Raw genomic sequence first — 22,873 nt, 5'->3', positions numbered from 1 at the left:
GTCAGCTCTCCTTCCGCTGGCGGCGGGTGGTGGGCTGGGTGACGCGGTCCAGCATCAGCCCCAGGCAGACGATGGCGGCGCCCGCGACGAGGCCGGTGGCCAGATCGCCCTGGGCCAGGCCGAACACGACCTCATAGCCGAGCGCCCCCGAGCCGACGAGCCCGCCGATGATGACGACGGCGAGGACCAGGACGACGCCCTGGTTGACGGCCAGCAGCAGTGCGGGCCTGGCCAGCGGGATCTGGACCTGACGCAGTTGCTGGTTGCTGGTGGCCCCGAGCGAGCGTGCGCATTCCATCGCGGCGGGGTCGACGCCCCGCAGGCCCTGGGTCGTGATGCGGACGACGGCGGGCAGCGCGTAGACGACCGCCGCGGCGGCGGCGGGCGCCCTGCCGACGCCGAAGAGGGCGACGACCGGGATGAGGTAGACGAACTGCGGCATGGTCTGGAAGACGTCCAGGACAGGTCGCAGCAGCCGTTCGAGGCGTAGGCTGCGGGCGGCGCCGACAGCGATGCCGAAGCCCAGGACCAGTGTGACGGCGACGGCGGCGACGACCTGGCTGAGCGTGTCCATCGACAGGTCCCAGACGCCGAGCACGCCGATGGCGGCCATGGCCAGCACGGCGGTGAGCGCGGTGCGCCAGGTGCCGATGGTCCAGGCGAGGGCGGCGACGATCACCAGTACGGACCACCAGGGCAGCCCCTGCAGTCCGCTGCGGAGGGGGTTGAGTACCCAGCTGGTGAAGTGGGCTGCCCAGTCGGCGGTCCCGCCGATGACGGGGATGCCGGTGTAGAGGTGGTCGACCATCCAGTCCTTGGCGGTGTTGACAGGTTCCGCGATCGCCACGATGCCGCTCTCGGGCCAGATGCGTCCGCCCGTGAAGCGGCCCGCCACGGCGACGGCGGCGGCGGCCGGCACCGCGAGGACCCAGCCGCGCGCTCCGCGCAGGGCGGCGGGACCGGTGGGCTCGGTACCGGCCTTGCGGCCGGCCGCCTCGGTCGTACGGTCCATGACGACGGCCAGCAGCACGATGGGGACGCCCGCGGCGAGCGCGGCGCCGACGTCGACGGAGGAGAGCGCCTGGTAGACACGGTCGCCCAGGCCGCCGGCGCCGATGACCGAGGCGATGACGGCCATGGACAGCGCCATCATGATGGTCTGGTTGAGGCCGAGCAGCAGTTCCTTGCGGGCCAGCGGCAGCCGTGCGCTCAGCAGACGCTGACGGCCGGTCGCGCCGAGTGAGGCGACGGCTTCCATGACGCCCGCGTCGGCGCCGCGCAGTCCGAGTGCGGTGAGCCGGGCCATCGGGGGTGCCGCGTAGACGACGGTCGCGAGGACCGCGCCGGGCACGCCGATGCCGAAGACGAGCACGACGGGCAGCAGGTAGGCGAAGGCGGGCAGCACCTGCATGGTGTCCAGGACGGGCCGCAGGACCCGGAACGTACGGTCCGAGAGCCCGCCGGCGAGACCGAGGAGAAGGCCGAGCACCACGGAGGCCAGGACGGCCACGGTCATCAGGGCGAGGGTCTGCATGGTCGGCACCCACATGCCGAGCATCCCGCAGACCAGGAAGGACAGTGCGGCGGTGAGCGCGAGACGCCAGCCGGCCGCCCGCCAGGCGACGAGCGCGGCGACGGCGGTGACGCCGGCCCAGCCCAGGGCGAGCAGCGCCAGGTAGACACCGCGGACCGACAGGACGACGGCGTTGCTGATGTGGCCGAAGAAGTAGAGGAACAGCGGGTGGCTGTCGCGGTTCGCGATGATCCAGTCGTTGACCTCGCCGAGCGGCCCGGCCAGGTCGACGGTCAGTGCGGCGGGCCACGCTCCGCCGCCCCAGCGGGCGTGCGCGAAGGGTACGGCGACGGCGGCGATCACCAGCAGCAGGAGGAGCTTGCCGAGGGCTGGCCGGCCGCGCAGGGCGGCGAGCGGGCCGCTCCCCGGGGTTCCGGTGACGCCACGGGCGGCGGCTTGGGCGGTGGCCATCAGACGGCCACCTCACGGGCTTCCGGGGTCCCGCGCACCCCGGCGACCACGTCGAGCAGGCACGCGTGGTCGACGACTCCGAGCAGCCTGCCGTCCTCCATCACCCGTGCGACGGGGTCGCCGGAGCGGGAGACCGCCTCGATGGCCTCGGACACGGTCGCCCCGGGGCGCAGGGCCGGGCCGTGCTCGCTCTCGCCGGCGGCCGGCGGGCGCATGGCGGTGGCGACGGTGAGGACCTGTTCGCGCGGTACGTCGCGGACGAACTCGCGTACGTAGTCGTCGGCGGGCGAGCCGACGATCTCCTCGGGGGTGCCGACCTGGACGATGCCGCCGTCGCGCATCAGCGCGATGCGGGTGCCCAGGCGGAGCGCCTCGCCGAGGTCGTGGGTGATGAAGACCATGGTCCGGCCCTCCTCGCGGTGCAGCCGCACGACCTCGTCCTGCATCTCGCGGCGGATCAGCGGGTCCAGCGCGCTGAACGGTTCGTCGAAGAGGAGGACGGACGGGTCGACGGCGAGCGCGCGGGCCAGGCCCACCCGCTGCTGCTGTCCCCCGGAGAGCTGGGCCGGGCGGCGGTCCTCGAGTCCCGCGAGGCCGACCTTCTCCACCAGTCCGGCGGCCTTGGCGCGCCGTTCGGCCTTGCCGAGCCCCTGGATCTCCAGGCCGTAGGCGACGTTGTCGAGGACCGTGCGGTGCGGCAGCAGCCCGAAGTGCTGGAAGACCATCGCGGCGCGGTGGCGGCGCAGTTCGCGCAGCCGGGTGGTGTCCATGGCCAGGACGTCCTCGCCGTCGATGGCGAGGGTGCCGCTGGTCGGCTCGATCAGCCGGGTCAGACAGCGTACGAGGGTCGACTTGCCGGAGCCGGAGAGGCCCATGACCACGAAGACCTCGCCCTTCTCCACGTCGAAGGAGACGTCGCGCACGGCGGCGGTGCAGCCCGTGCGCTCGCGCAGTTCGGCGGGAGGCAGGCCGGCGAGTTCGGTGCCGGGGACGCGGTCGGCCTTGGGTCCGAAGACCTTCCAGAGGTTGCGGACGCTGAACACGGGGGTACCGGCTTCGCTCATCGGACATCGCCTCCGGTGGTCGGGGTCGCTCGGAGCAGCTCGGCGCACTTCTCGCCCACCATCAGGACGCCGATCATGGGGTTCACGGCGGGCATGGCCGGGAAGACGGACGCGTCGGCGATCCGGATGCCGTCCAGCCCCTGGACGCGCAGCTGCGGGTCGACGACGGCCGCCGGGTCTCCCACCGCGCCGATCCGGCAGGTGCCTGCCGGGTGGTAGACGGTGTGCGCGACCTTGCGTGCGTACTCGCTGATGTCCTCGTCGGAGGTGACCTCGGGCCCGGGGCACACCTCGCGCTTGAGCCAGTGGGACAGGGGTTCGGTCCGCGCTATCTCGCGGGCGAGTTTGATCCCGTCGACCAGGGTGCGGCCGTCGTAGTCGTCGCTGTCGGTGAAGTAGCGGAAGTCCAGGGCCGGCTTGACCTCGGGGTCGGCGCTGGTGAGGCGGAGCCGTCCGCGGCTGCGCGGCTTGGGGATGTTCGGGGTCATCGACACGCCGTGCTCGGGCTTCTCGTAGCCGAGGCGCTCCGGGTTGTCGGTGAAGGGGATCTGGTAGAAGTGGAACATCAGGTCAGGGCCCCGGGACTCGGGGTCCCGCCGTACGAAGAGGCCGGCGTCGGAGTCCATCGCGGAGTTCTCCGGGATCGGCCCGTCGGTCTCCCAGACGATGACCGACTCGGGGTGGTCGAGCAGGTTCTCGCCGACGCCCGGTGCGTCGTGGACGACGGGGATCCCGAGGTCCGCGAGGTCCTTCGCCGGTCCGACTCCGGAGAGCATCAGCAGCCGCGGGGTGTCCACCGCGCCGGCGCACACGATCACTTCGCGGGCGGCGCGCAGCAGGACCTCCTCGCCGTCCTTGGTGCGCACGTGCACACCGGTGGCCCGGTTGCCGTCGAACTCCAGCCGGTACGCCCATGTCTCCAGCAGGATCGAGAGGTTGGGGCGGTCGCCGGCCTCGATGTGCGGGTGGAGGTAGGCGACGGACGCGGACGAGCGCTTGTTGTTCTCGGGGTGGTAGGCCAGGTCGAAGAAGCCGGCGCCCTCGTGGAAGGGCTGCTTGTTGAAGCCGTCCACGCGCGGGACCCCTGCCGCGGCCCGGGCGGCCTCGACGAAGTCACGGGCGATGGCGTTCCGGTCCTTCTCGTCGACCGGCACGATGTTGTTGCGCAGCCGGTCGAAGTAGGGGTCCATGGCGGCGGCGTCCCAGCCGTCGGCCCCTGCCTCGGCCCACTCGTCCCAGTCGCCGGGCAGCGGCTTGAAGCTGATGAGTGTGTTGTGCGAGGAGCAGCCGCCGAGGACGCGTGCGCGGCTGTGCCGGATGTGGGAGTTGCCGCGGGGCTGTTCGGTGGTCGGGTAGTCGTAGTCGAGGTCACCGCCGAGGAGGCCGAGCCAGCGGCGGAGGGTGAGGACGTCCTCGCGGTCGATGTCGGTGGGGCCGCCCTCGACGAGGGTGACACGGACGTCGGGGTCCTCGGTGAGGCGGGAGGCGATGACCGATCCCGCTGTACCGCCTCCCACGATCACGTAGTCGACGGGTTCGGGGCATGCGGTACTGGGGGACGGTGGCATCGGTTGCTCCTTCTGCAAGGTGCTGGCGTGTGCGTGGTGCTGCGAACAGCCGGGCGGGAGGGGGCGGTTCCGGTCAGCCGGCGAACCAGCGCTGCGGGCGCGGGTTGAGGTTCTGGTAGATGTGCTTGGACTCCCGGTACTCCGCGAGTCCGGTGGGTCCGAGCTCGCGGCCCGTGCCCGACTTGCCGAAGCCGCCCCACTCGGCCTGCGGGAGGTAGGGGTGGTAGTCGTTGATCCAGACGGTGCCGTGCCGCAGCCGCCCGGCGACGCGCCTGGCGCGGCCGGCGTCCGTGGTCCACACGGCGCCCGCGAGTCCGTAGTCCGTGTCGTTGGCCAGGGTGACGGCCTCTTCCTCGGTACGGAAGGTCTCGACGGTGAGGATCGGGCCGAAGGTCTCCTCGCGGACCACCTTCATCTCCCGGTGGCAGCCGTCCAGCACGGTGGGCCGGTAGAAGTAGCCGCTCGCGGGACGGGTCCCGGAGGGCTCGGGCCGCGCCCCGCCGGAGCGGACGATCGCACCCTCCTCGCGGGCCGACGCCACGTACGCCTCCACCTTGGCGAGCTGCTGGGCGGAGACCAGCGGACCGCATTCGACGCCGTCGACGGTGCCGCGGCCGAGCCGGATCGCGTCCGCGCGGCGGGCGAGTTCGGTGACGAAGCGGTCGCGCACGGACTCCTCGACGATGAGGCGGGCCCCGGCGGAGCAGACCTGGCCGCTGTGGAAGAACGCGGCGTTCAGCGCCTGGTCGACGGTGGTGTCGAAGCCCTCGTCGGTGGCGCACGCGTCCGCGAACACGACGTTGGGGTTCTTGCCGCCGAGTTCCAGGGCGACCTTCTTGACGGTGGGAGCCGCGGCCTGGGCGACCTTCGTGCCGCTCGCGAGGCCGCCGGTGAAGGAGACCAGGTCGACGTCCGGGTGTTCGGAGAGCCGTGCGCCGACGGGGTCTCCGGCACCGGTCACGAGGTTGGCCGCGCCGTCGGGCAGCCCGGCCTCGGCGAGCAGCCGGATCAGGTGCACGGTGGAGAGCGGGGTGACCTCACTGGGCTTGAGCACGAAGGTGTTGCCCGCCGCGAGCGCGGGGGCGATCTTCCAGCTTGCCTGGAGCAGCGGGTAGTTCCAGGGCGCGATCAGGGCGCAGACACCGACCGGCTCGTGCACGACGACGCTGTGCACGTCGGGGTCGCCGGCGTCGACGACGCGGCCCCCGCTCTCGTTCATGACGAGGTCGGCGAAGTAGCGGAAGGCGTGGGTGACGTCGTCCACGTCGACCCGGCCTTCCTCCAGGGTCTTGCCGGTGTCGCGGCTCTCGGTGATCGCGATCTCCTCGCGGTCCCGCTGGAGGAGGCCGGCGACCCTCCGCAGCAGGTCGGCCCGCTCGGCGACGGGCTTGTGGGGCCAGGGGCCGTCGTCGAAGGCGCGGCGGGCGGCGGCCACGGCGGCGTCGGCGTCCTCGGTGCCGCCCTCGGAGACGAGCGCAAGGACGGTGGCGTCGGCGGGGTCGAGGATCTCCCGCGTGGCTCCGGAGACGGCGGGGAGCCACGTTCCGTCGATGTGGACGGTTTCGAGCGCCGCCGTGGCGGGAGTTTCGGCGTGAGTGGCCGACAAAGGGGTAGCCGACATGTGGGGGGTCTGCCTTCCGTGCCTGGGCTGCTCCGCACCGGTCGTGGAAGCGGAGCGCTGTTCCGGACCGGCGGGCCACGGGTTCGGCGCACACCGGCAGCCAGGACCCTCTCCGAGCAGACGGAATGTATGCCGAATGGTTCACGGCCAGTGACATGTCTCACTACCGGGACGGCACGGAGGTGAGCGGCGCGTAGCAGGCTCCGCTCGCGTCGTCCACCTTGGGCCCGCGACCTGCGGCAGGGACGGCGGTCCGCGGGCGAGCAGGCCCTTACAGCGGGTTCCGGCCGTCCATGTTGAGGGCGCTCCCGGGCCGGAAGAACCGCTTGGCGACGAAGTGTCCCCGTTCGGCAGCCATCCGGAACCACGGCTCGGAAGCCTCGAGGCCGTCGCGATGCTCGACCAGTCGCCCCATCTCCCACATGGACTCGACGTCACCTCCGTCGACACCGATGCGCAGCAGGCGCTCGGCCTCGTCGTAGTCGTCCCCGATCTTCGCGATCATCGCCAGGCTCCGCAGGGCGCGGGGGTCACCGGCCGCCACCGAGGCCATCAGACGTTCGGGGGTTCCGTACTTCCTGTGCCGCAGGAACCACTTGACGAGCAGGAGAATGCCCAGCGCCCAGACGATCCAGCTCACTTGGGTGAACACGTCCCGCCCGGACACCGCTCCGACGACACTCAGTACCGCAGCGACGAACAGCATGAAGCCGGCCACACCGATCCCCCTCCGTGTAGAGGCAGAGTAGAGGACCACCCCCCACCTTGTGGAGGTTTCGCACAGGCGGGCAGGGGCGCGGGCGTTCCATGGAGCGAGCAGCCCGCCGGGCTCCCCGGGCGGGGCGGCCGGCGGGCTGCCGTGGTGGTGGGCGGAGGTCAGACGACGACCGTCCCGGCCCCCTCCCCCTGTGCGCCGGATCCGTCCACGACCACCCGGAAGACCCGGTCGGTCCCCTCCGCCGTGACGCGGACCCCGGCTCCGTCCCGTACGACACGGAACGTCGCCGCCGGGGCGCCGGTCGGATCCGGCACGGTGACCGTGCGCTCGTCCGGACCCGTGCCGAAGACCCGCAGCGTGAGACCGTCCAGCCAGTCGCCGTCCGGGCGCTGGTCGTGCGCGCCCCAGGGCAGTACGGCACCCTCCCTGACGAGCAGCGGCAGGCTGTCGAAGCCGTGCGTCTCGTGCCGCCAGGCGGGGCCGGTGACGCGCTCGCCGGTGAGCAGCGAGGTCCAGGTGCCCTCGGGGACGTAGTACTCGACCTCACCGTCCTCGGTGAAGACCGGCGCGACGAGGAGGTCCGGGCCGAGCATGTACTGCCGGTCCAGGGTGCGGGAGGCGGGGTCCCCGGGGAACTCCACCAGCATGGGCCGCATCATCGGGACGCCCGTGCGGTGCGTCTCGGCTGCCGCTCCGTAGAGGTAGGGCATGAGCCGGTGCTTGAGCAGGGTGAACTTCCGGGTCACGTCCACGGCCTCCTCGCCGAACTCCCACGGCACCCGGTAGGAGACGTTGCCGTGGAGGCGGCTGTGCGAGGAGAGCAGGCCGAAGGCGAGCCAGCGTTTGAAGACCGCCGGGTCGGGCGTGCCCTCGAAGCCGCCGATGTCGTGGCTCCAGAAGCCGAACCCGGACAGGGAGAGCGACAGTCCGCCGCGCAGCGACTCGGCCATGGCCGTGAACGAGGCGAAACAGTCACCGCCCCAGTGCACCGGGAACTGCTGTCCGCCCGCCGTCGCGGACCGCGCGAACAGCACCGCCTCCCCCGCGCCGCGTTCCTTCTCCAGGAGTTCGAAGACGGTGCGGTTGTAGATCTGCGCGTAGTAGTTGTGCATCCGCTGCGGGTCGGAGCCGTCGTGCCAGACCACGTCCGTGGGGATCCGCTCGCCGAAGTCCGTCTTGAAGCAGTCGACGCCCTGGTCGAGCAGGACACGCAGCTTGTCGTCGTACCAGTCACGGGCGGCCGGGTTGGTGAAGTCGACCAGGGCCATCCCCGGCTGCCACAGGTCCCACTGCCAGATGTCACCGTCGGCCCGCCGTACGAGGTAGCCGCGTTCGGCCCCCTCCGCGAACAGGGACGACTTCTGGGCGATGTAGGGGTTGATCCACATGCTGACGCGCAGTCCGCGCGCCTTGAGGCGGGCCAGCATCCCCTGCGGGTCGGGGAAGACCTCCGGGTCCCAGAGGAAGTCCGACCACTGGTACTCGCGCATCCAGAAGCAGTCGAAGTGGAAGACGCTGAGCGGGATGCCCCGTTCCTCCATGCCGTCGACGAAGGAGGTGACGGTCTCCTCGTCGTAGGAGGTGCAGAAGGAGGTGGTCAGCCACAGGCCGAAGGACCAGGCCGGCGGCAGCGCGGGTCTGCCGGTCAGGGCGGTGTAGCGGGACAGGACGTCCTTCGGCGTCGGCCCGGCGACGATGTAGTACTCCAGCGACTGGTCCTCGACGCTGAACTGCACCTGGCCGACGGACTCCGAGCCGACCTCGAAGGAGACCTTGCCGGGGTGGTTCACGAAGACGCCGTAGCCGCGCGAGGACAGGTAGAAGGGGATGTTCTTGTAGGCCAGCTCGCTGCTCGTACCGCCGTCGGCCTGCCAGATGTCGACGGTCTGGCCGTTCTTGACGTACGGAGTGAAGCGTTCACCGAGGCCGTAGACGTTCTCACCCACGTCCAGGGCGAGCTGGGCGATCATGTGGTGGGCGCCGTCGGCCGTGGTCGCGAACGCCGTGCCCTTGGGGTCCACTCCGGTGAGGCGTCGTCCGCCGGCGTCGTGGAAGGTGATGCCCCAGGGCCCGTCACCGTCCATGCGCAACGTGAGCGGCCCGCTGGTGAGTTCGGTGACCGCCCCGTCCCGGCGGGTGCGGGCGGCGGGCGCCGTGGCGCCGTCCGCAGACAGGGCGAAGTCGGGCCCGCGCCGCGCCTTCCCCGCGTGATGGGTGGTGCGTACGCCGATGACTCCCTCGGCGGGGGAGAAGCATTCCACCGTGATCAGCGCGGTGTTGAGCGTGTCACCGCGCGCCGCGACCTTCTTGACCGCGGCGTAGGCCGTGAACCGGTCGGCGTCGACGCGCAGGTCGCGGATCTCGGTCGCGTAGGAGGCGCGTACGCCCTCACGCATGAGCCAGAAGCCGTCGGTGAACTTCATGCGGTCTCCTTGCCGGGAACGACGTCCACACGGGCGAGGCGCACGGCCCCGGTGAGGCCGATACGCAGGTCCACCACTCCGCGCAGTCCGAGCGCGGTGCCGAAGGTCCGGTAGGTGTACGGCCCGCCGGTGTCCGGGAACCGGAGGTCCGCGCTGCGCCCGCCCGCGCTCACCGTGATGCTCCCCTCCCCCGCGACCGTGAACGTCAGTCCGTCCACGCCCTCACCGAAGTCGCAGGCCCGGTAGACGAGACTTCCCTCCCGGTCGGCGGAGACGGGCGCCACGGCGTCCCCGTCCGTCTTCGTGCGGTCGAGGATCTGCGTGTCCTTCTGTCCGTCGTAGTCGACGGCCTCCAGACCGAGCGTCGCCACCGGCCGTGGGCCCTGCGCCTCCCCGTCGACGACCACCGTCGCGACGAGCCGGATGTCGGTGCTCGACGCTCCCGCGAGGATCTCGTACGCGCCCGGCTCGACGGTCCACCTGCCGTGCGCCACACTCCAGTGCCCCAACTCCTCGACGGGCACCTGGAACTCGATGCACTCCGCCGCTCCGGGCGCGAGGTGCAACCGGCGGTGTCCCACCAGCTTGCGCAACGGCAGGTCCAGGGGTTCACCGGGGTCCGCCGGCCGGGGTCCCACCCCCTCGGCGGGAGGGCCGGCCTCCGCGTGCCCGGCCGCGCGGACGTAGAGCTGGGCGACCTCGTCGGCCGCGGGTCCGCTCTCGTTCGTGACGGTCAGTGACACCCGGAGCAACTCGCCGTCCGCCTCCGCCCGCAGCGCGGAGTAGCTGAAGTCGGCGTAGCCGAGACCGTGTCCGAACGGGAAGAGCGGAGTGCCGCGGAAGTAGAGGTACGTCTGCCGGGAGCCGATGATGTCGTAGTCGAACAGGCCGGGCAGATCGTCGTCGCTCGCGTACCAGGTCTGCGGGAGCCGGCCGGCCGGGGACACGTCGCCCGCGAGGACGCGGGCGAGTGCGGTGCCCGCGGACTGGCCTCCGTGCGCCGTCCAGAGCAGGGCGGGCAGCCCTTCGGCCGCGTCCCCGACCGCGTAGGGGTAGGCGGAGGTCAGCACCAGGACCGTACGCGCGTTGGCGGCGTGCGCGGCGCGCCACAGCCGGTCCTGCTGGGCGGGGAGAGCGAGGGTCGTACGGTCCTCGGTCTCCCGGCCGTTGATATGGGGGTCGTTGCCCGCGACGACGATGACGGTGTCGGCGGCAGCGGCGACGCGGGCCACGGTGTCGGCCCCGTGCTCGACGGTCTCCCGTTCGAAGACCGTCGCGTCGCCCCGGGAGATCTTCTCGCCGGACGCGGCAACCTTCACGCCGTCGGTGGCGACAGACACGTACCCACCGGTCCCGATGTGCAGAAGGCGGTGCCCGCCGTCGTGCCCCTCCACCGCCTCGAAGCGGAACGTCTCCTGGACGACCCAGCCGCCCGGCTCGTCCGCGGAGGCCCTGACGTATCCGTCGTCGGCGACGGAGAGGTACAGCCCCGCGTCGGTCCGCAGGGTGAGGACACCGTCGCCCCAGTCGACGACGGCCAGTTCACTGGCCTCGGAACCGACCGTCAGCGGGGGCAGGTCGGTGCGGCCGGCCAGGAGCGCCGGGTCGAGCGCGCCCTCGGGGGCCCGCGCCTCGCCGTCCGTGGCCCCGTCGGCCACGGGCACCTGGAGCCAGCCGTGCGGACTCTTCAGCCTGATCCGGTCCACGCCCTCCGCGAAGAGGACGTTCTCGGCGCCGTACCGTTCGCGGATTCCGTCCAGCGGTGTCGAGCGGTGCAGGAGAGTCCCGCTGTACCAGTCGAGCTTGCAGGCGTCGGCGAGCAGTCCGACCACCGCGACCCTCCGGCCCCGCTCGGGTTCCAGGGGCAGCAGGCCGTCGTTCTTGAGCAGGACGACCGCCTGTTCGGCGGCCTCCACCGCGAGGGCCCGGTGCTCCTCGGTGTCGAGGTCGTCCACACGCGCGTAGGGATCGAGCTCCGGGTCGAACTCACCGAGTGCCAGGCGCATGGCGAGCAGCCGCCGTACCGCCGTGTCGATGTCTCCCTCGTCGATGAGTCCCTTGGCGAGGGCGTCGCGGATGCGGCCCGTCATGACCGTGGAGTCCGTGCCGTGATCGGTGAAACTGTCGACCCCCGCCTTCAGGGAGGCCGCCGTGGCCTCCTCGTGGGTGTCGAAGTAGTGCTCGGAATCCACCAGGTTCGAGGGCGCGCCCGCGTCCGAGCAGACGACCAGCGGCTGGTCCGTCCAGCGCCGCAGGTACTGCCCCAGGAGCGGGGAGACGTGGTTGGGGCGGCCGTTGACCAGGTTGTAGGCGGGCATGACCCCCGCCACCGCCCCGGCCCGCACCGCGTCACGGAAGGCGCGCAGGTCGTACTCGTGCAGGACGCGCGGGCGCACGGAGGACGAGGCGGTGTCCCTGTCGGTCTCGTTGTTGTGTGCGAGCCAGTGCTTGAGCACGGGGGCGGTGCGCCAGTAACGGGGGTCGTCCCCGCGCAGCCCCCGGGTGTACGCCACGGCGATGGCGGAGGTGAGGGCCGGGTCCTCGGAGTACCCCTCCTCGCCGCGGCCCCACAGCGGGTGGCGCAGCAGGTTCACCGTCGGCGCCCAGACGTTCAGCCCGACACGGTCGTCCTGGGCGCGTTTGGCCCGCACTTCGCTGCCGACGGCCTCGCCGATCCGGCGGACCAGGTCGTCGTTCCAGGTGGCACCCAGGCCGACGGCCTGCGGGAAGACGGTGGCGGGCCCCATCCAGGCGACCCCGTGCAGGGCTTCCTGTCCGGTGCGGAACGGGCCGACCCCCAGCCGCTCCACCGCCGGGGCGAACTGGTGCAGCATCGCGATCCGCTCATCGAGCGTGAGCCGTCCGAGCAGATCGTCGGTGCGCCGGGAGAAGGACAGCTGCGGGTCGCGGAAGGGAAGCGGATGGTCCGTCACGTGCGGGTCCCCTTGGAGAGGTGGGAGGTATTCCGGTCTGCGGGCGCCGAGTCATCCTTCGACGCGAGGAGAGGATCTTTCGAAGCGCTTCGATGCTCTGCGGCCGACCCCGTGGGTGTCAAGGGCGCGACTGCCCCGAACGGGCTCCCCGGGGCGTACTGGTGCGGCAGCACACCTGGAAACGGTTCGGACACAGGTCGGAGGAATCTCGAAACGAACTCTTGTGTGGCCGGGACCCTTCACTTAACCTCGCTGCAACATCGAAGCGCTTCGACGAGGCAGCCTGTTGACCGCTTCAGCTCAGCCGGTGCGGTGCCGACCGGCTCGGCCGGTAACGCCCCTACCTCAGACACAGGGCCGGAGCGGCAGTCGCCGCCGCGGGCCGTCCTGTTGCACCACGAAGGGTTGACGCAATGACGCCGAACTCCCCCTCCGCTCCCAGCCGGAGACGATTCCTCGCCTCCTCCGTGGTCGTCGCGGCAGCCGTGGGCGGCGGGATGCCGCTCCTCACCGCCTGCGGCGGCGGTTCCGGTGGCTCGAAGAACGAGGGCACGACCACGGGTCAGAAGCTGAAGGACATCCTTCCCGCCTATGTCCCCTCGAAGGCCGTCACCCCTGACATCCCCAGCAAGAACGGCTCCGCCGACGGCTTCACGACGGCACTCCCCGCGAACCAGCTGGCCGTGTCGGTGCCCGAGAAGCTGGGCAAGGGCAGCGAGATCAGCATCATGGCGCCGCTCTGGGGCACCTCGCCCGGTGAGGGCAACGCGTACTGGAAGGCCATGGACGCGGCCGCCGGCGTCAAGGTCAAGTGGCAGAACCAGGACGGCAACGTCTACGGGCAGAAGCTGGGCGCGGTGCTCGCCTCCAGCGCCATTCCGGACGCCGTCGTCGTGCCTGGCTGGGAGCTCAACGGCAAGATCCCGAGCGCCATCGCCAACAAGTTCGCCGACCTCGGCCCCTACCTGTCGGGCGACAAGGTAAAGGCGTACCCGAACCTGGCCGCCATACCCACCGGTGCCTGGCAGCGGGGCATCTTCGCGGGGCAGCTGCGGGGGATCCCCATGCCCGCCGAGGCCACTCCCAACATCACCCCCTTCTACCGTGCCGACATCTTCGAGGAGAAGGGGTACGAGGTCCCGACCACCACGCAGGAGTTCTACGACCTCTGCAAGGAGATCAACGCGCCCAGGAGCAAGGTGTGGGCGTGCAGCGACATGACCTGGTCGGCGTGGGTCTTCTTCGGGGTGCTGCCGGAGAAGCCCTACTACTGGCAGCTGGTCGACGGGAAGCTGGTGAACCGCTACGAGACCCAGGAGTACCTGGAGGCGCTCGAGTGGTCGCGCTCCCTGTACTCGGCCGGCTTCGTGCACCCGGACGCCAAGGCGGAGACGGGTGACATGCGCACCACGTTCTCCTCCGGCAACGTCCTCATGTACAACGCCGACATCTCGGACTGGTACGCCGCGACCGCCGTCCAGCGGCTGGACAAGCCGGACTTCCGGATGGGGGCGATGGACTTCTTCGCCCACGACGGCGGTGACCCGGTGATCTACGAGGCCTCCCCCTCGAACATCTGGTGCTTCGTCAACAAGAAGGCCGGCAAGAAGGTCGTCGAGGACCTCCTCGCACTGGCCAACTTCACCGCCGCTCCGTACGGGAGCAAGGAGCAGCGCCTGCGGGCCTACGGTCTGGAGGGCACCCACCACACCCTCAAGGACGGGGTGCTCGTCAAGAACGAGCAGGGCAACAACGAGGTGTTCGCCACCTACGAGTACATCGCCACCTCCAAGCCGTACCGCGCGTACCCGGACTACCCGGACGTCGCCAAGGGCGTCATCGAGTGGCAGCAGCGCCAGGGCGCGCACCTGAGGAAGCCGCTGTTCCACGGCATGCAGATCCAGGAGCCCACCCGGTACACCGAGCTCAACGCGCAGTTCGAGTCCCTGGAGAAGGACATCGTGCGCGGGCGCAAGAAGGTCAGCGACATGCAGCAGCAGGTCTCGGACTGGAAGACCAAGGGCGGCGACAAGCTCCGCGACTGGTACAAGAAGCTGCTCGACGAGACCGGTGAGTCGGCTTCCTGACATGTCTCTGAGCACAGATGACCGGCGCGCGCAGGGCTCCCCCGCGTCGCCGCCGGCCGAGAAGGACGGGGCGGCGCCCGGAGACGTACGGGTGACCGCGAAGGTGCCCCTGAGGCACCGGCTGCGGCGCGACCGGACGCTGCTGCTGATGACCCTGCCGGCGATGCTGCTGCTGCTGGTCTTCGCCTACATCCCCCTGGCGGGCAACGTCGTCGCCTTCCAGGACTACGACCCGTACATCGCGGACAACGCCTTCCAGGCGATTCTGCAGAGCCCCTGGGTCGGCGTCGAGTGGTTCCAGCAGATGGTGAACGACCGGCTGTTCTGGTCGGCACTGGGCAACACGCTGACGATCTTCCTGTTGCAGCTGACGCTGTTCTTCCCGGTGCCGATCCTGCTCGCGCTGTTCATCAACAGCTTCGTGCGGCCCCGGGTCCGCGCGGTGGCGCAGGCGATCCTCTACCTGCCGCACTTCTTCTCCTGGGTCCTGGTCATCACCGTGTTCCAGCAGATGTTCGGCGGCGCCGGACTTATCGCGCAGACGCTGCGGGAACACGGGCACGAGGGTTTCGACCTGATGACGGACCCCGGTCTGTTCAAGTTCCTGATCACCTTCGAGATGATCTGGAAGGACGCCGGCTGGGGTGTCATCGTCTTCCTCGCCGCGCTGGCCTCGGTCAGTACGGAGCTCTACGAGGCCAGCGCGATGGACGGAGCGAACCGCTGGCGCCGTATGTGGCACGTCACACTGCCCGCCCTGCGCCCGGTCGTGGCCCTCCTGCTGGTCCTCCAGGTGGGCAACGCGCTCACCGTGGGCTTCGAACAGATCCTGCTCCAGCGCACCGCCGTCGGGCCGGGCGCCTCCGAGGTCCTCGACACCTACGTGTGGAACGTGGGCATCACCAACGGCGGCTTCAGCTACGCGGCGGCCGTCGGCATCGTCAAGGGAATCTTCGGTCTGCTGCTGGTCCTCGGGGCCAACAAGGTCGCCCATCTCATGGGTGAGCAGGGGGTGTACAAGAAGTGAGCGGCCTGCTCTACCGAATGACCGGTGTGGCCGGGGTCAAGCCCGGCACACGTGGCCGGCTGCGGCCGGTGTGGGAGGAGGAGCCGACGAAGGCGGGCCTCGCCTCCAAGGGCGTGGTCCTGGTCCTGACCTGTCTGGCCGTGCTCTTCCCGCTCTGGGTGGTGATCGTCACCAGCCTGTCCTCGGTGCGGACCATCACCGACGCGGGCGGGCTGGTGGTGATCCCGCGCGGCATCACGTTCGTCGCCTACGAGGAACTCCTCGGCGGCGGCCAGGTCACCCGGGCCGCCGTGGTCAGCATCTGCGTGACCGTGGTCGGCACGCTGTTCAGCATGGCCGTGTCGGTCATGTGCGCGTACGGCCTGTCCCGTCCGGGATCCGTGCTCCACCGTCCGCTGCTGCTGTTCATGCTCGCCACGATGTTCTTCGGAGCGGGCCTGATCCCCACCTACCTGGTGGTCCAGGGACTCGGTCTCACCGATTCGTATCTGGCGCTGATCCTCCCGAGCGCGCTGAACGTCTTCAACATCCTGGTGCTGCGCGCCTTCTTCATGAGCACGGCGCAGGAGCTCGTCGAGAGCGCCCGCATCGACGGGGCGGGCGACTTCCGCATCCTGTGGCAGATCATCATGCCGCTGTCCCGCGCGGTCATCGCGGTGATCACGCTCTTCTACGCGGTCGGCTACTGGAGCGCCTGGTTCAACGCGTCCATCTACATCAGCGACCCGGAGATGATGCCGCTGCAGAACGTGATGAACCAGCTGGTCCTCAAGCAGGAGCGGCCCACCGGTCTGACGCAGGTCATCAACACCGGACACCTGTCGCTGCTCGCCATCCAGATGGCGGTCATGGTGCTGGCGCTGATCCCGGTCGCGTTCCTCTCACCGTTCGTGCAGAAGCACTTCAAGGAAGGCATGCTCACCGGCGCCGTCAAGGGCTGAGCACCGCCTCAAGCACCGCACTCACCCGTCACTCCCCCACCGGAGGGTCTTCGTCATGCGCGCTTCGTCCGTCCCGCAGCCAGAACCCGCCCCGCACCCCCGGCGCAGGACCGTACTGGCCGGTGCCGCGGTCGTCGCGGCCTCGGCCTCCGTGCTGCCGGCGGCAGGCACGGCCTCCGCCGCCCGTCGGTCCGCGCGGGCCCAGCCGCACCGCTGGCGCACCGCGGCCATCGGCGGGACGGGCTTCGTGACGGGCATCCTGTTCCATCCGGCGGTGCGGGGTCTCGCCTACGCCCGCACGGACATCGGCGGCGCCTACCGCTGGGACGACCGCGGGTCCCGGTGGACGGCGCTCACCGACCACATCGGCTGGGACGACTGGAACCTGATGGGCGTCGAGGCGATGGCGGTCGACCCGGCCCACCCCGACCGCCTCTACCTGGCCCTCGGGACGTACACACAGGCGTACGCGTCCCCGGGTGCGGTGCTCAGGTCCGAGGACCGCGGCGCGACCTGGGCGCGTACGGATCTCACCGTCCGCCTCGGGGCGAACGAGGACGGCCGGGGCTGCGGCGAGCGGCTCCTGGTCGACCCGCGCGACAGCGGGACACTCTGGCTCGGAACACGCCACGACGGGCTGCTGCGCTCCACGGACCGTGGCGCCACCTGGGCCGCCGACACCTCGTTCCCCGCCACCGCGACGGCGAGCGGCCAGGGCGTCACCCTGCTGGTGGCGGCCGGCCGGACGGTGTACGCGGGGTGGGGGGACGGCGGCACGTCCCTCTACCGTACGAACGCGTCGGGCGGCTGGGAGGCCGTCCCCGGGCAGCCTTCCGGGGCGGCGACGCGCGTACCGGTCCGTGCGGCCTACGACGCGGGAACCCGCGCGCTGTACGTCAGTTACGCGGACGGCCCGGGCCCCAACAACCAGGCCGACGGCTCGGTGCACAAGCTGGACACGGTGACGGGTGCCTGGGCGGACGTGACGCCGGTGGCCCCGGGCGCCGGCGACGCGTTCGGGTACGGCGGGGTGGCGGTGGACGCGGCGCGCCCCGGGACGGTCGTCGTCTCCACGAACAACCGCTGGGGCCCGGTGGACACCCTGTTCCGCTCCACGGACGGAGGGGCGAGCTGGACCTCCCTCAAGGACACGGCGGTCCTCGACGTCTCGGAGACCCCTTACCTGAAGTGGGGCGGCGAGCCGAAGTTCGGCTGGTGGATCCAGGCCGTGGCCGTGGACCCGCACGACTCGCGGCACATCGTGTACGGAACCGGAGCGACGATCTTCGGCACGCGCGACCTGGTGCACTGGGCCCCGGAGATCCGGGGACTGGAGGAGTCGTCCGTGCGGCAGCTGATCGCTCCTCCCACGGGGACCCGGCTCCTCAGCGGCCTGGGGGACATCGGCGTCATGCGCCACGACTCCCTGACCACCTCGCCCTCGCGGGGGATGGCGTCCGACCCGGTGTTCGGCACGGCGACCGGGCTCGCACTGGCCGCCCTGAAACCGTCGTACGTCGTCCGTACGGGCTGGCCGTCGGGCTCCGACTCGGCCGGCGCGTACTCCCACGACGGCGGGGCGAGCTGGCAGCCGTTCGCCTCCCAGCCCGCGATCGCCCCTTCGGCCCCCGGCCCGGTGGCGGTCTCCGCCGACGGCGCGACGCTGCTCTGGTCGTTCGCGCACTGGGACGGCACCAAGTACGCGGCACACCGCTCCGCTGACGGCGGTGCGACATGGGCCGAGGTGGGCACGTTCCCGAAGGGCGGCACTCCGGTCGCCGACCCGCTCGACCCGCGACGCTTCTACGTGTACGACACGGACACGGGCACGCTCTTCCGCTCGACGGACAGGGGCGCGACCTTCACCGCGGGTGCGACCGGCCTGCCGTCCGGGGACACGCAGTTCCGTGTCGCCGCTGCTCCAGGGCGCTCCGGTGACCTGTGGCTGTCCGCCAAGGACAACGGGCTGCTGCGCTCGAAGGACGGCGGGCGCACGTTCGCCCCGGTGTCCGGCTGCCAGGCCTCGTACGCGCTCGGCTTCGGCAAGGCCGCCCCGGGGAGGGGCCGGGCCGGCTACCCGGCGGTCTTCCAGACCGGGCGGGTCTCCGCGACGCACGACGACGTGGCCGTGCTGCGTTCGGACGACGCGGGTGCGACCTGGGTCCGGATCAACGACGACGCCCACCAGTGGGGGTGGACCGGCGAGGTCATCACCGGCGACCCCCGCGTCCACGGCCGTGTCTATCTGGGCACCAACGGCCGCGGCATCCAGTACGCGGACCCCCGGTGAAGGAACGAGACGTCATGCCGTCCCTGCGCGACGCCACCCGTGGCCGCGTCCTCTTCGGAGGCGACTACAACCCCGAGCAGTGGCCCGAGGAGGTGTGGGCCGACGACGTCCGGCTGATGAAGGAGGCCGGGGTCAACTCCGTCACCATCGGCGTCTTCTCCTGGGCGATGATCGAACCCCGCCCAGGAGCACGGGAGTTCGGCTGGCTCGACCGACTGCTCGACCTCGTGCACGCGCACGGCATCGGCGTCGTCCTCGCCACTCCGACCTCCTCGCCACCGCCGTGGATGGGGGCCCTCCACCCCGAGACACTGCCGCGCACCGAGGACGGATCGGTCGTCAACTACGGTTCCCGACAGCACTTCTGCCCGAGTTCACCGGTGTACCGGCGCTATGCCGCGTCGCTCACGGAGGACCTCGCGGCACGGTACGCGGACCATCCCGCGCTGACCGTCTGGCACATCAACAACGAGTACTGCACGCACTGCTGGTGCGACGAGACCGCCGCCCACTTCCGGCGCTGGCTGGCCTCCCGGTACGGCACCCTGGACGCCCTCGACGCGGCCTGGGGGACGGCGTTCTGGAGCCAGCGCTACGGCGCGTGGGCGGAGATCCTGCCGCCGCGCCGGGCGCAGTACATGCGCAATCCGGCGCAGGAGCTGGACTTCAAGCGGTTCACCTCCGACGCTCTGATGGAGTGCTACACCGCCGAGCGGGACATCGTCGCCCGGCACACCCCGCACATCCCGGTGACGACCAACTTCATGCCGCTGTGGTCGGGCCAGGACGCCTGGGCGTGGGCGGAGCAGGAGGACATCGTCTCCGTCGACGTCTACCCGGACCCGAAGGACCCGCGCGGCGGCCAGTACAACGCGATGCTCGCCGACATGACCCGTTCGCAGGCCGGCGGTCCGTGGATGGTGATGGAGCAGGCGGCCGGCCCGGTCAACTGGCGCGCTGTCAACCACCCCAAACCGGCCGGGCTCAACCGCCTGTGGTCCCTGCAGTCGGTGGCCCGCGGCGCGGACGCGCTCTGCTACTTCCAGTGGCGGCAGTCCCGTCAGGGGGCCGAGAAGTTCCACTCGGGGATGCTGAGCCACGCCGGCGAGTCCGGACGCACCTTCCGGGAGGTCAAGCGCATCGGGGCCGAACTCGCCGTGATCGGCCCCGAGGTGAGCGGTACCGGCGTCCCGGCCGAGGTTGCCGTGCTGCACGACTGGGACGCGTGGTGGTCGAGCACCCAGGAGGGCAGGCCGTCCTCCCTGGTGTCGTACACGGAGCTGGTCCAGGCCTGGCACGGCGCGCTGTGGGACGCCGGGATCGGCATGGAGTTCGCCCGCCCGGGGTCCGCTCTGAGCGGGTACCGGATGGTGCTCGTGCCTCAGCTCCAGCTGCTCGGGGACGCGGCGGTCGACGACCTCGTCGCCTACGTGCGGGGCGGCGGCACCCTCGTGTGCGGATTCTTCACCGGTGTCGTGGACGTCGACGACCGGATCAGGCCCGGTGGCATGGACGCCCGGCTGCGCGAGCTCTTCGGCATCCGCACGGTGCACGAGTGGTGGCCGCTGGACGCCGGCGCGGCAGTGGAGTGCGACGGCTTCCGAGGCACCCTGTGGTCGGAGGAGCTGGAGCCCGACGGCAGCGCGGAGACGGTGGCCGCGTACCGCGGGGGCGAGCTGGACGGTCTTCCCTCGGTCCTCCGCAAGGGCGGCGCGTGGTACCTCTCGACACTGCCCGAGCCGGGGGCGCTGCGCGGCCTGCTCGTCCGGGCGGCGGCCGCTGCCGGCGTACGCCCCGTGCTGGAGGGGCTGCCCGCCGGGGTCGAGGCGGTGCGGCGCGGCGGGCTGCTGTTCCTGCTGAACCACGGCCGGACGCCGGCCGTGGTGGAGCTGCCGGGCCGGCACCTCGACCTGCTCACGGGGGCCGAGGCCGACGGTGTCGTGCGGCTGGACCGCTACGGCGTCGCCGTGCTCAGAGACGTCTCCGCATGATCGACGGCACCTGGGAGCCCTGCCCCGCCACCCGCTGGGAGGACGCGTTCCTCAGCGGCAACGGCCGCCACGGGGCGATGGTGTACGGCGACCCGGCGGACGACCGCGTGATCGTCAACCACCACGCGCTGGTGCGGCCCAACGGCAGTGAGGACCTGCGTCCGCCGGAGCTCGCCGACCGGCTCGGCCGCCTGCAGGACGCCCTCCTGTCCGGTGACACGACGGCGGCCGAGGACTTCGGCGCGGGACTGCCGCTGGTGTGGGTGCAGCCCTTCCATCCGGCTTTCCGGACGTGCGTGCGCCGTAGCAGGGGGCTGCACGAGGCTGTCGCCGGGTACAGACGCGAGGTCGACTTCACGACGGGCGAGGTGACCGCTTCGTACGAGGCGTGGAGCAGCAGGGTCTTCGTGTCGCGGGCCGACGACGTGATCGTGCAGCACGTCACGGACCTCGGACTGACCGCCGGCTTCGTCCTCGACCACTGCCTGCCCGGCGCCCCCGCGCGGCTGGCGGTCGGCCGCTCCACCGTGCTGACCCCGGAGGGCGCCCGCCTGGCGCTGCGGGTGGACTATCCGGACAGCGGGCTCGGCTACACGGGCGTCACCGTGGCGCGGGTGGACGGGGGCAGTGTCTCCGTGGCCGGCGAGGGCATCCGGATCGAGGGGGCCAGGAGCCTCACCCTCACGACCCGGGTCGTCCGCGGGGCCGGGCGCCCCGACCTCGGCGAGCTGTGGGCCGCTCTGCCACGCGACGACTACGCCACCCTCCTGGACCGCCACCGGCCGCTGCACAGGGACGCCTACGCGCGCGCGTCCCTCACCCTGCGGGACGCGGCGCCCGAGCGGGCACTGCCCGGCAGCGAGCTGCTGCGCGCCCCGAAGTCCCCGGCGCTCCTCGAACGGCTCTTCGCGGCAGGCCGCTACCACCTGCTGTCCTCCTCGGGGGTCCTCCCGCCCCGGCTGACCGGCCTGTGGACCGGCGACTGGGACACCGCCTGGTCCGGGGCCTTCACCACGAACGCCAACCTCAACCTCCAGATCGCCTCCGCGGCGGCGGCCGCGCTCCCCGAGGTCACGGAGGCGCACGCCGCCCTCGTGCACGCGCAGTTGTCCGACTGGCAGGACAACGCCCGGGCGCTCTTCGGGGCACGGGGCATCGTCGCCCCGTCGCACACGGACGGCGCCTCGGGCCACACCCGGCACTTCCAGCGCGCCTATCCGCTCCATCTGTGGACGGCGGGGGCCGACTGGCTGCTGCAGCCGTTGCTGGAGCACGCCGAGGTCACGACGGGCGCCCCGGACGCCGCCCTGACCGGCGCCCTCGTCGAAGCGGCGCTGTTCTACGAGGACTTCCTCGGCCGCGAGGACCCGGACGGACATGTCGTGGTCGTGCCCTCGTACTCCCCCGAGAACCGGCCCGCGAACGCGAGCTGGGGGACGGTGAACGCCACGATGGACATCGCCGCGGCCCGTCACGCCCTGACGACGGCCGCCGAACACGCACCGGGGCACCCGTCCGCCGGCCTCTGGCGGTCACTCGCGGCCCGGCTGCCGGCGTATCTCGTGAACGAGGACGGAGCGCTCGCCGAGTGGGCGTGGCCGGGCCTGCGGGAGACGTACGACCACCGTCACCTGAGCCACCTCTACCCGGTGTGGCCGCTGGACGAGATCAACCCGTACGACACCCCGGAGCCGGCGGCGGCCGCGCACCGCGCACTGGAGCTGCGCGGCTCGGAGAACGACTCCGCCCACGGGCACCTGCACCACGCCCTGGTCGCGGCCCGGCTCCGGGACCCCTCGCGGGTGTCCGCGGCACTGGACGCGGTGCTGGGCGGCGACTTCTTCCACGACTCGCTGATGAGCGCCCACTACCCGTCCCGGAACGTCTACAACGCCGACGCGGCGCACACCCTGCCCGCCGCCGTGATCGAGTCGCTCGTCCAGTCGACGCCCGGCCGCCTGGTGCTGCTGCCCGCCGTCCCGGCGGCCTACCCGGCCGGTGAACTCCGGGGGGTGCGCACACGGTTCGGCGCCCACCTCGACCTCCGGTGGTCCCAGGACGGCGCCACCGCCGTGCTGCGTCCCACCCGCGACGCCCGTGTCGACCTGCGTACGGGCGACGGGCTCGCCCTCACCGAGACCTCTGCCGGACATGCCCCGGCTCCCCTGGAGCTGGCAGCCGGCGTGGACCGCGTCCTCACCCTGGGGCCGCGGTAGCAGTCCTCCA

The 22,873-nt window shown here is 71.5% G+C and carries 13 protein-coding genes; 6 read left to right on the top strand and 7 right to left on the bottom strand.

From position 1 onward, the window contains the following. Position 1: 1 nt before the first annotated feature. The 7 genes from ACHFIV_RS10445 to ACHFIV_RS10415 form a co-directional block, all read right to left on the bottom strand. On the bottom strand, positions 2–1,984 hold the full coding sequence (locus ACHFIV_RS10445; RefSeq protein ID WP_398965897.1) for an ABC transporter permease: 1,983 nt from the start codon (positions 1,982–1,984) through the stop codon (positions 2–4). Further along, the gene (locus ACHFIV_RS10440; RefSeq protein WP_398965894.1) at positions 1,984–3,048 is read right to left on the bottom strand and encodes a glycine betaine/L-proline ABC transporter ATP-binding protein; all 1,065 of its coding nucleotides are present in this window, start codon (positions 3,046–3,048) and stop codon (positions 1,984–1,986) included. The genes ACHFIV_RS10445 and ACHFIV_RS10440 overlap by 1 nt, the downstream gene beginning before the upstream one ends. After that, positions 3,045–4,616, bottom strand: coding sequence for a GMC family oxidoreductase (locus ACHFIV_RS10435; RefSeq protein ID WP_398965892.1), 1,572 nt, complete (start codon positions 4,614–4,616; stop codon positions 3,045–3,047). Before ACHFIV_RS10435 ends, ACHFIV_RS10440 begins: the two co-directional genes overlap by 4 nt. A gap of 73 nt (positions 4,617–4,689) precedes the next feature. Then, entirely contained in the window at positions 4,690–6,237 is a 1,548-nt protein-coding gene (locus ACHFIV_RS10430) for an aldehyde dehydrogenase family protein (protein ID WP_398965889.1), read from the bottom strand. 271 nt (positions 6,238–6,508) lie between these two features. After that, complete coding sequence (locus tag ACHFIV_RS10425) at positions 6,509–6,955, bottom strand: sel1 repeat family protein (RefSeq protein ID WP_398965886.1); 447 nt, start codon at positions 6,953–6,955, stop codon at positions 6,509–6,511. Positions 6,956–7,113: 158 nt separating this feature from the next. Then, on the bottom strand, positions 7,114–9,378 hold the full coding sequence (gene yicI / locus ACHFIV_RS10420; RefSeq protein ID WP_398965883.1) for an alpha-xylosidase: 2,265 nt from the start codon (positions 9,376–9,378) through the stop codon (positions 7,114–7,116). Further along, positions 9,375–12,311, bottom strand: coding sequence for a glycoside hydrolase family 3 C-terminal domain-containing protein (locus tag ACHFIV_RS10415; protein WP_398965881.1), 2,937 nt, complete (start codon positions 12,309–12,311; stop codon positions 9,375–9,377). The genes yicI and ACHFIV_RS10415 overlap by 4 nt, the downstream gene beginning before the upstream one ends. Before the next feature lie 413 nt (positions 12,312–12,724). Here ACHFIV_RS10415 and ACHFIV_RS10410 point away from each other — a divergent pair, with 413 nt between their 5' ends. Genes ACHFIV_RS10410 through ACHFIV_RS10385 form a run of 6 tightly spaced genes read left to right on the top strand, consistent with a single transcriptional unit; the run spans position 12,725 to position 22,863 of the window. Further along, a complete protein-coding gene (locus ACHFIV_RS10410; protein ID WP_398965878.1) occupies positions 12,725–14,398 on the top strand; it encodes an extracellular solute-binding protein in 1,674 nt (557 codons plus the stop codon). 1 nt (position 14,399) lies between these two features. Then, positions 14,400–15,425 carry an ABC transporter permease gene (locus ACHFIV_RS10405; protein WP_398965875.1) on the top strand — a complete coding sequence of 342 codons (1,026 nt, stop codon included), beginning with the start codon at positions 14,400–14,402 and terminating at the stop codon, positions 15,423–15,425. Positions 15,426–15,442: 17 nt separating this feature from the next. Next, entirely contained in the window at positions 15,443–16,366 is a 924-nt protein-coding gene (locus ACHFIV_RS10400) for a carbohydrate ABC transporter permease (RefSeq protein WP_398966010.1), read from the top strand. A 55-nt stretch (positions 16,367–16,421) separates the two neighbouring features. Next, positions 16,422–18,656 carry a 1,4-beta-glucanase gene (locus ACHFIV_RS10395; RefSeq protein WP_398965872.1) on the top strand — a complete coding sequence of 745 codons (2,235 nt, stop codon included), beginning with the start codon at positions 16,422–16,424 and terminating at the stop codon, positions 18,654–18,656. A gap of 14 nt (positions 18,657–18,670) precedes the next feature. Continuing rightward, complete coding sequence (locus ACHFIV_RS10390) at positions 18,671–20,647, top strand: beta-galactosidase (protein WP_398965869.1); 1,977 nt, start codon at positions 18,671–18,673, stop codon at positions 20,645–20,647. Continuing rightward, positions 20,644–22,863: a glycosyl hydrolase family 95 catalytic domain-containing protein gene (locus ACHFIV_RS10385; protein ID WP_398965866.1), complete on the top strand. Its 2,220-nt coding sequence runs from the start codon at positions 20,644–20,646 to the stop codon at positions 22,861–22,863. Before ACHFIV_RS10390 ends, ACHFIV_RS10385 begins: the two co-directional genes overlap by 4 nt. Positions 22,864–22,873 lie beyond the last annotated feature (10 nt).

The sequence above is a fragment of the Streptomyces sp. ALB3 genome (genome assembly GCF_044385685.1).
Classification (GTDB): Bacteria; Actinomycetota; Actinomycetes; order Streptomycetales; family Streptomycetaceae; genus Streptomyces.
This window is presented reverse-complemented; position numbering and strand designations above follow the sequence as displayed.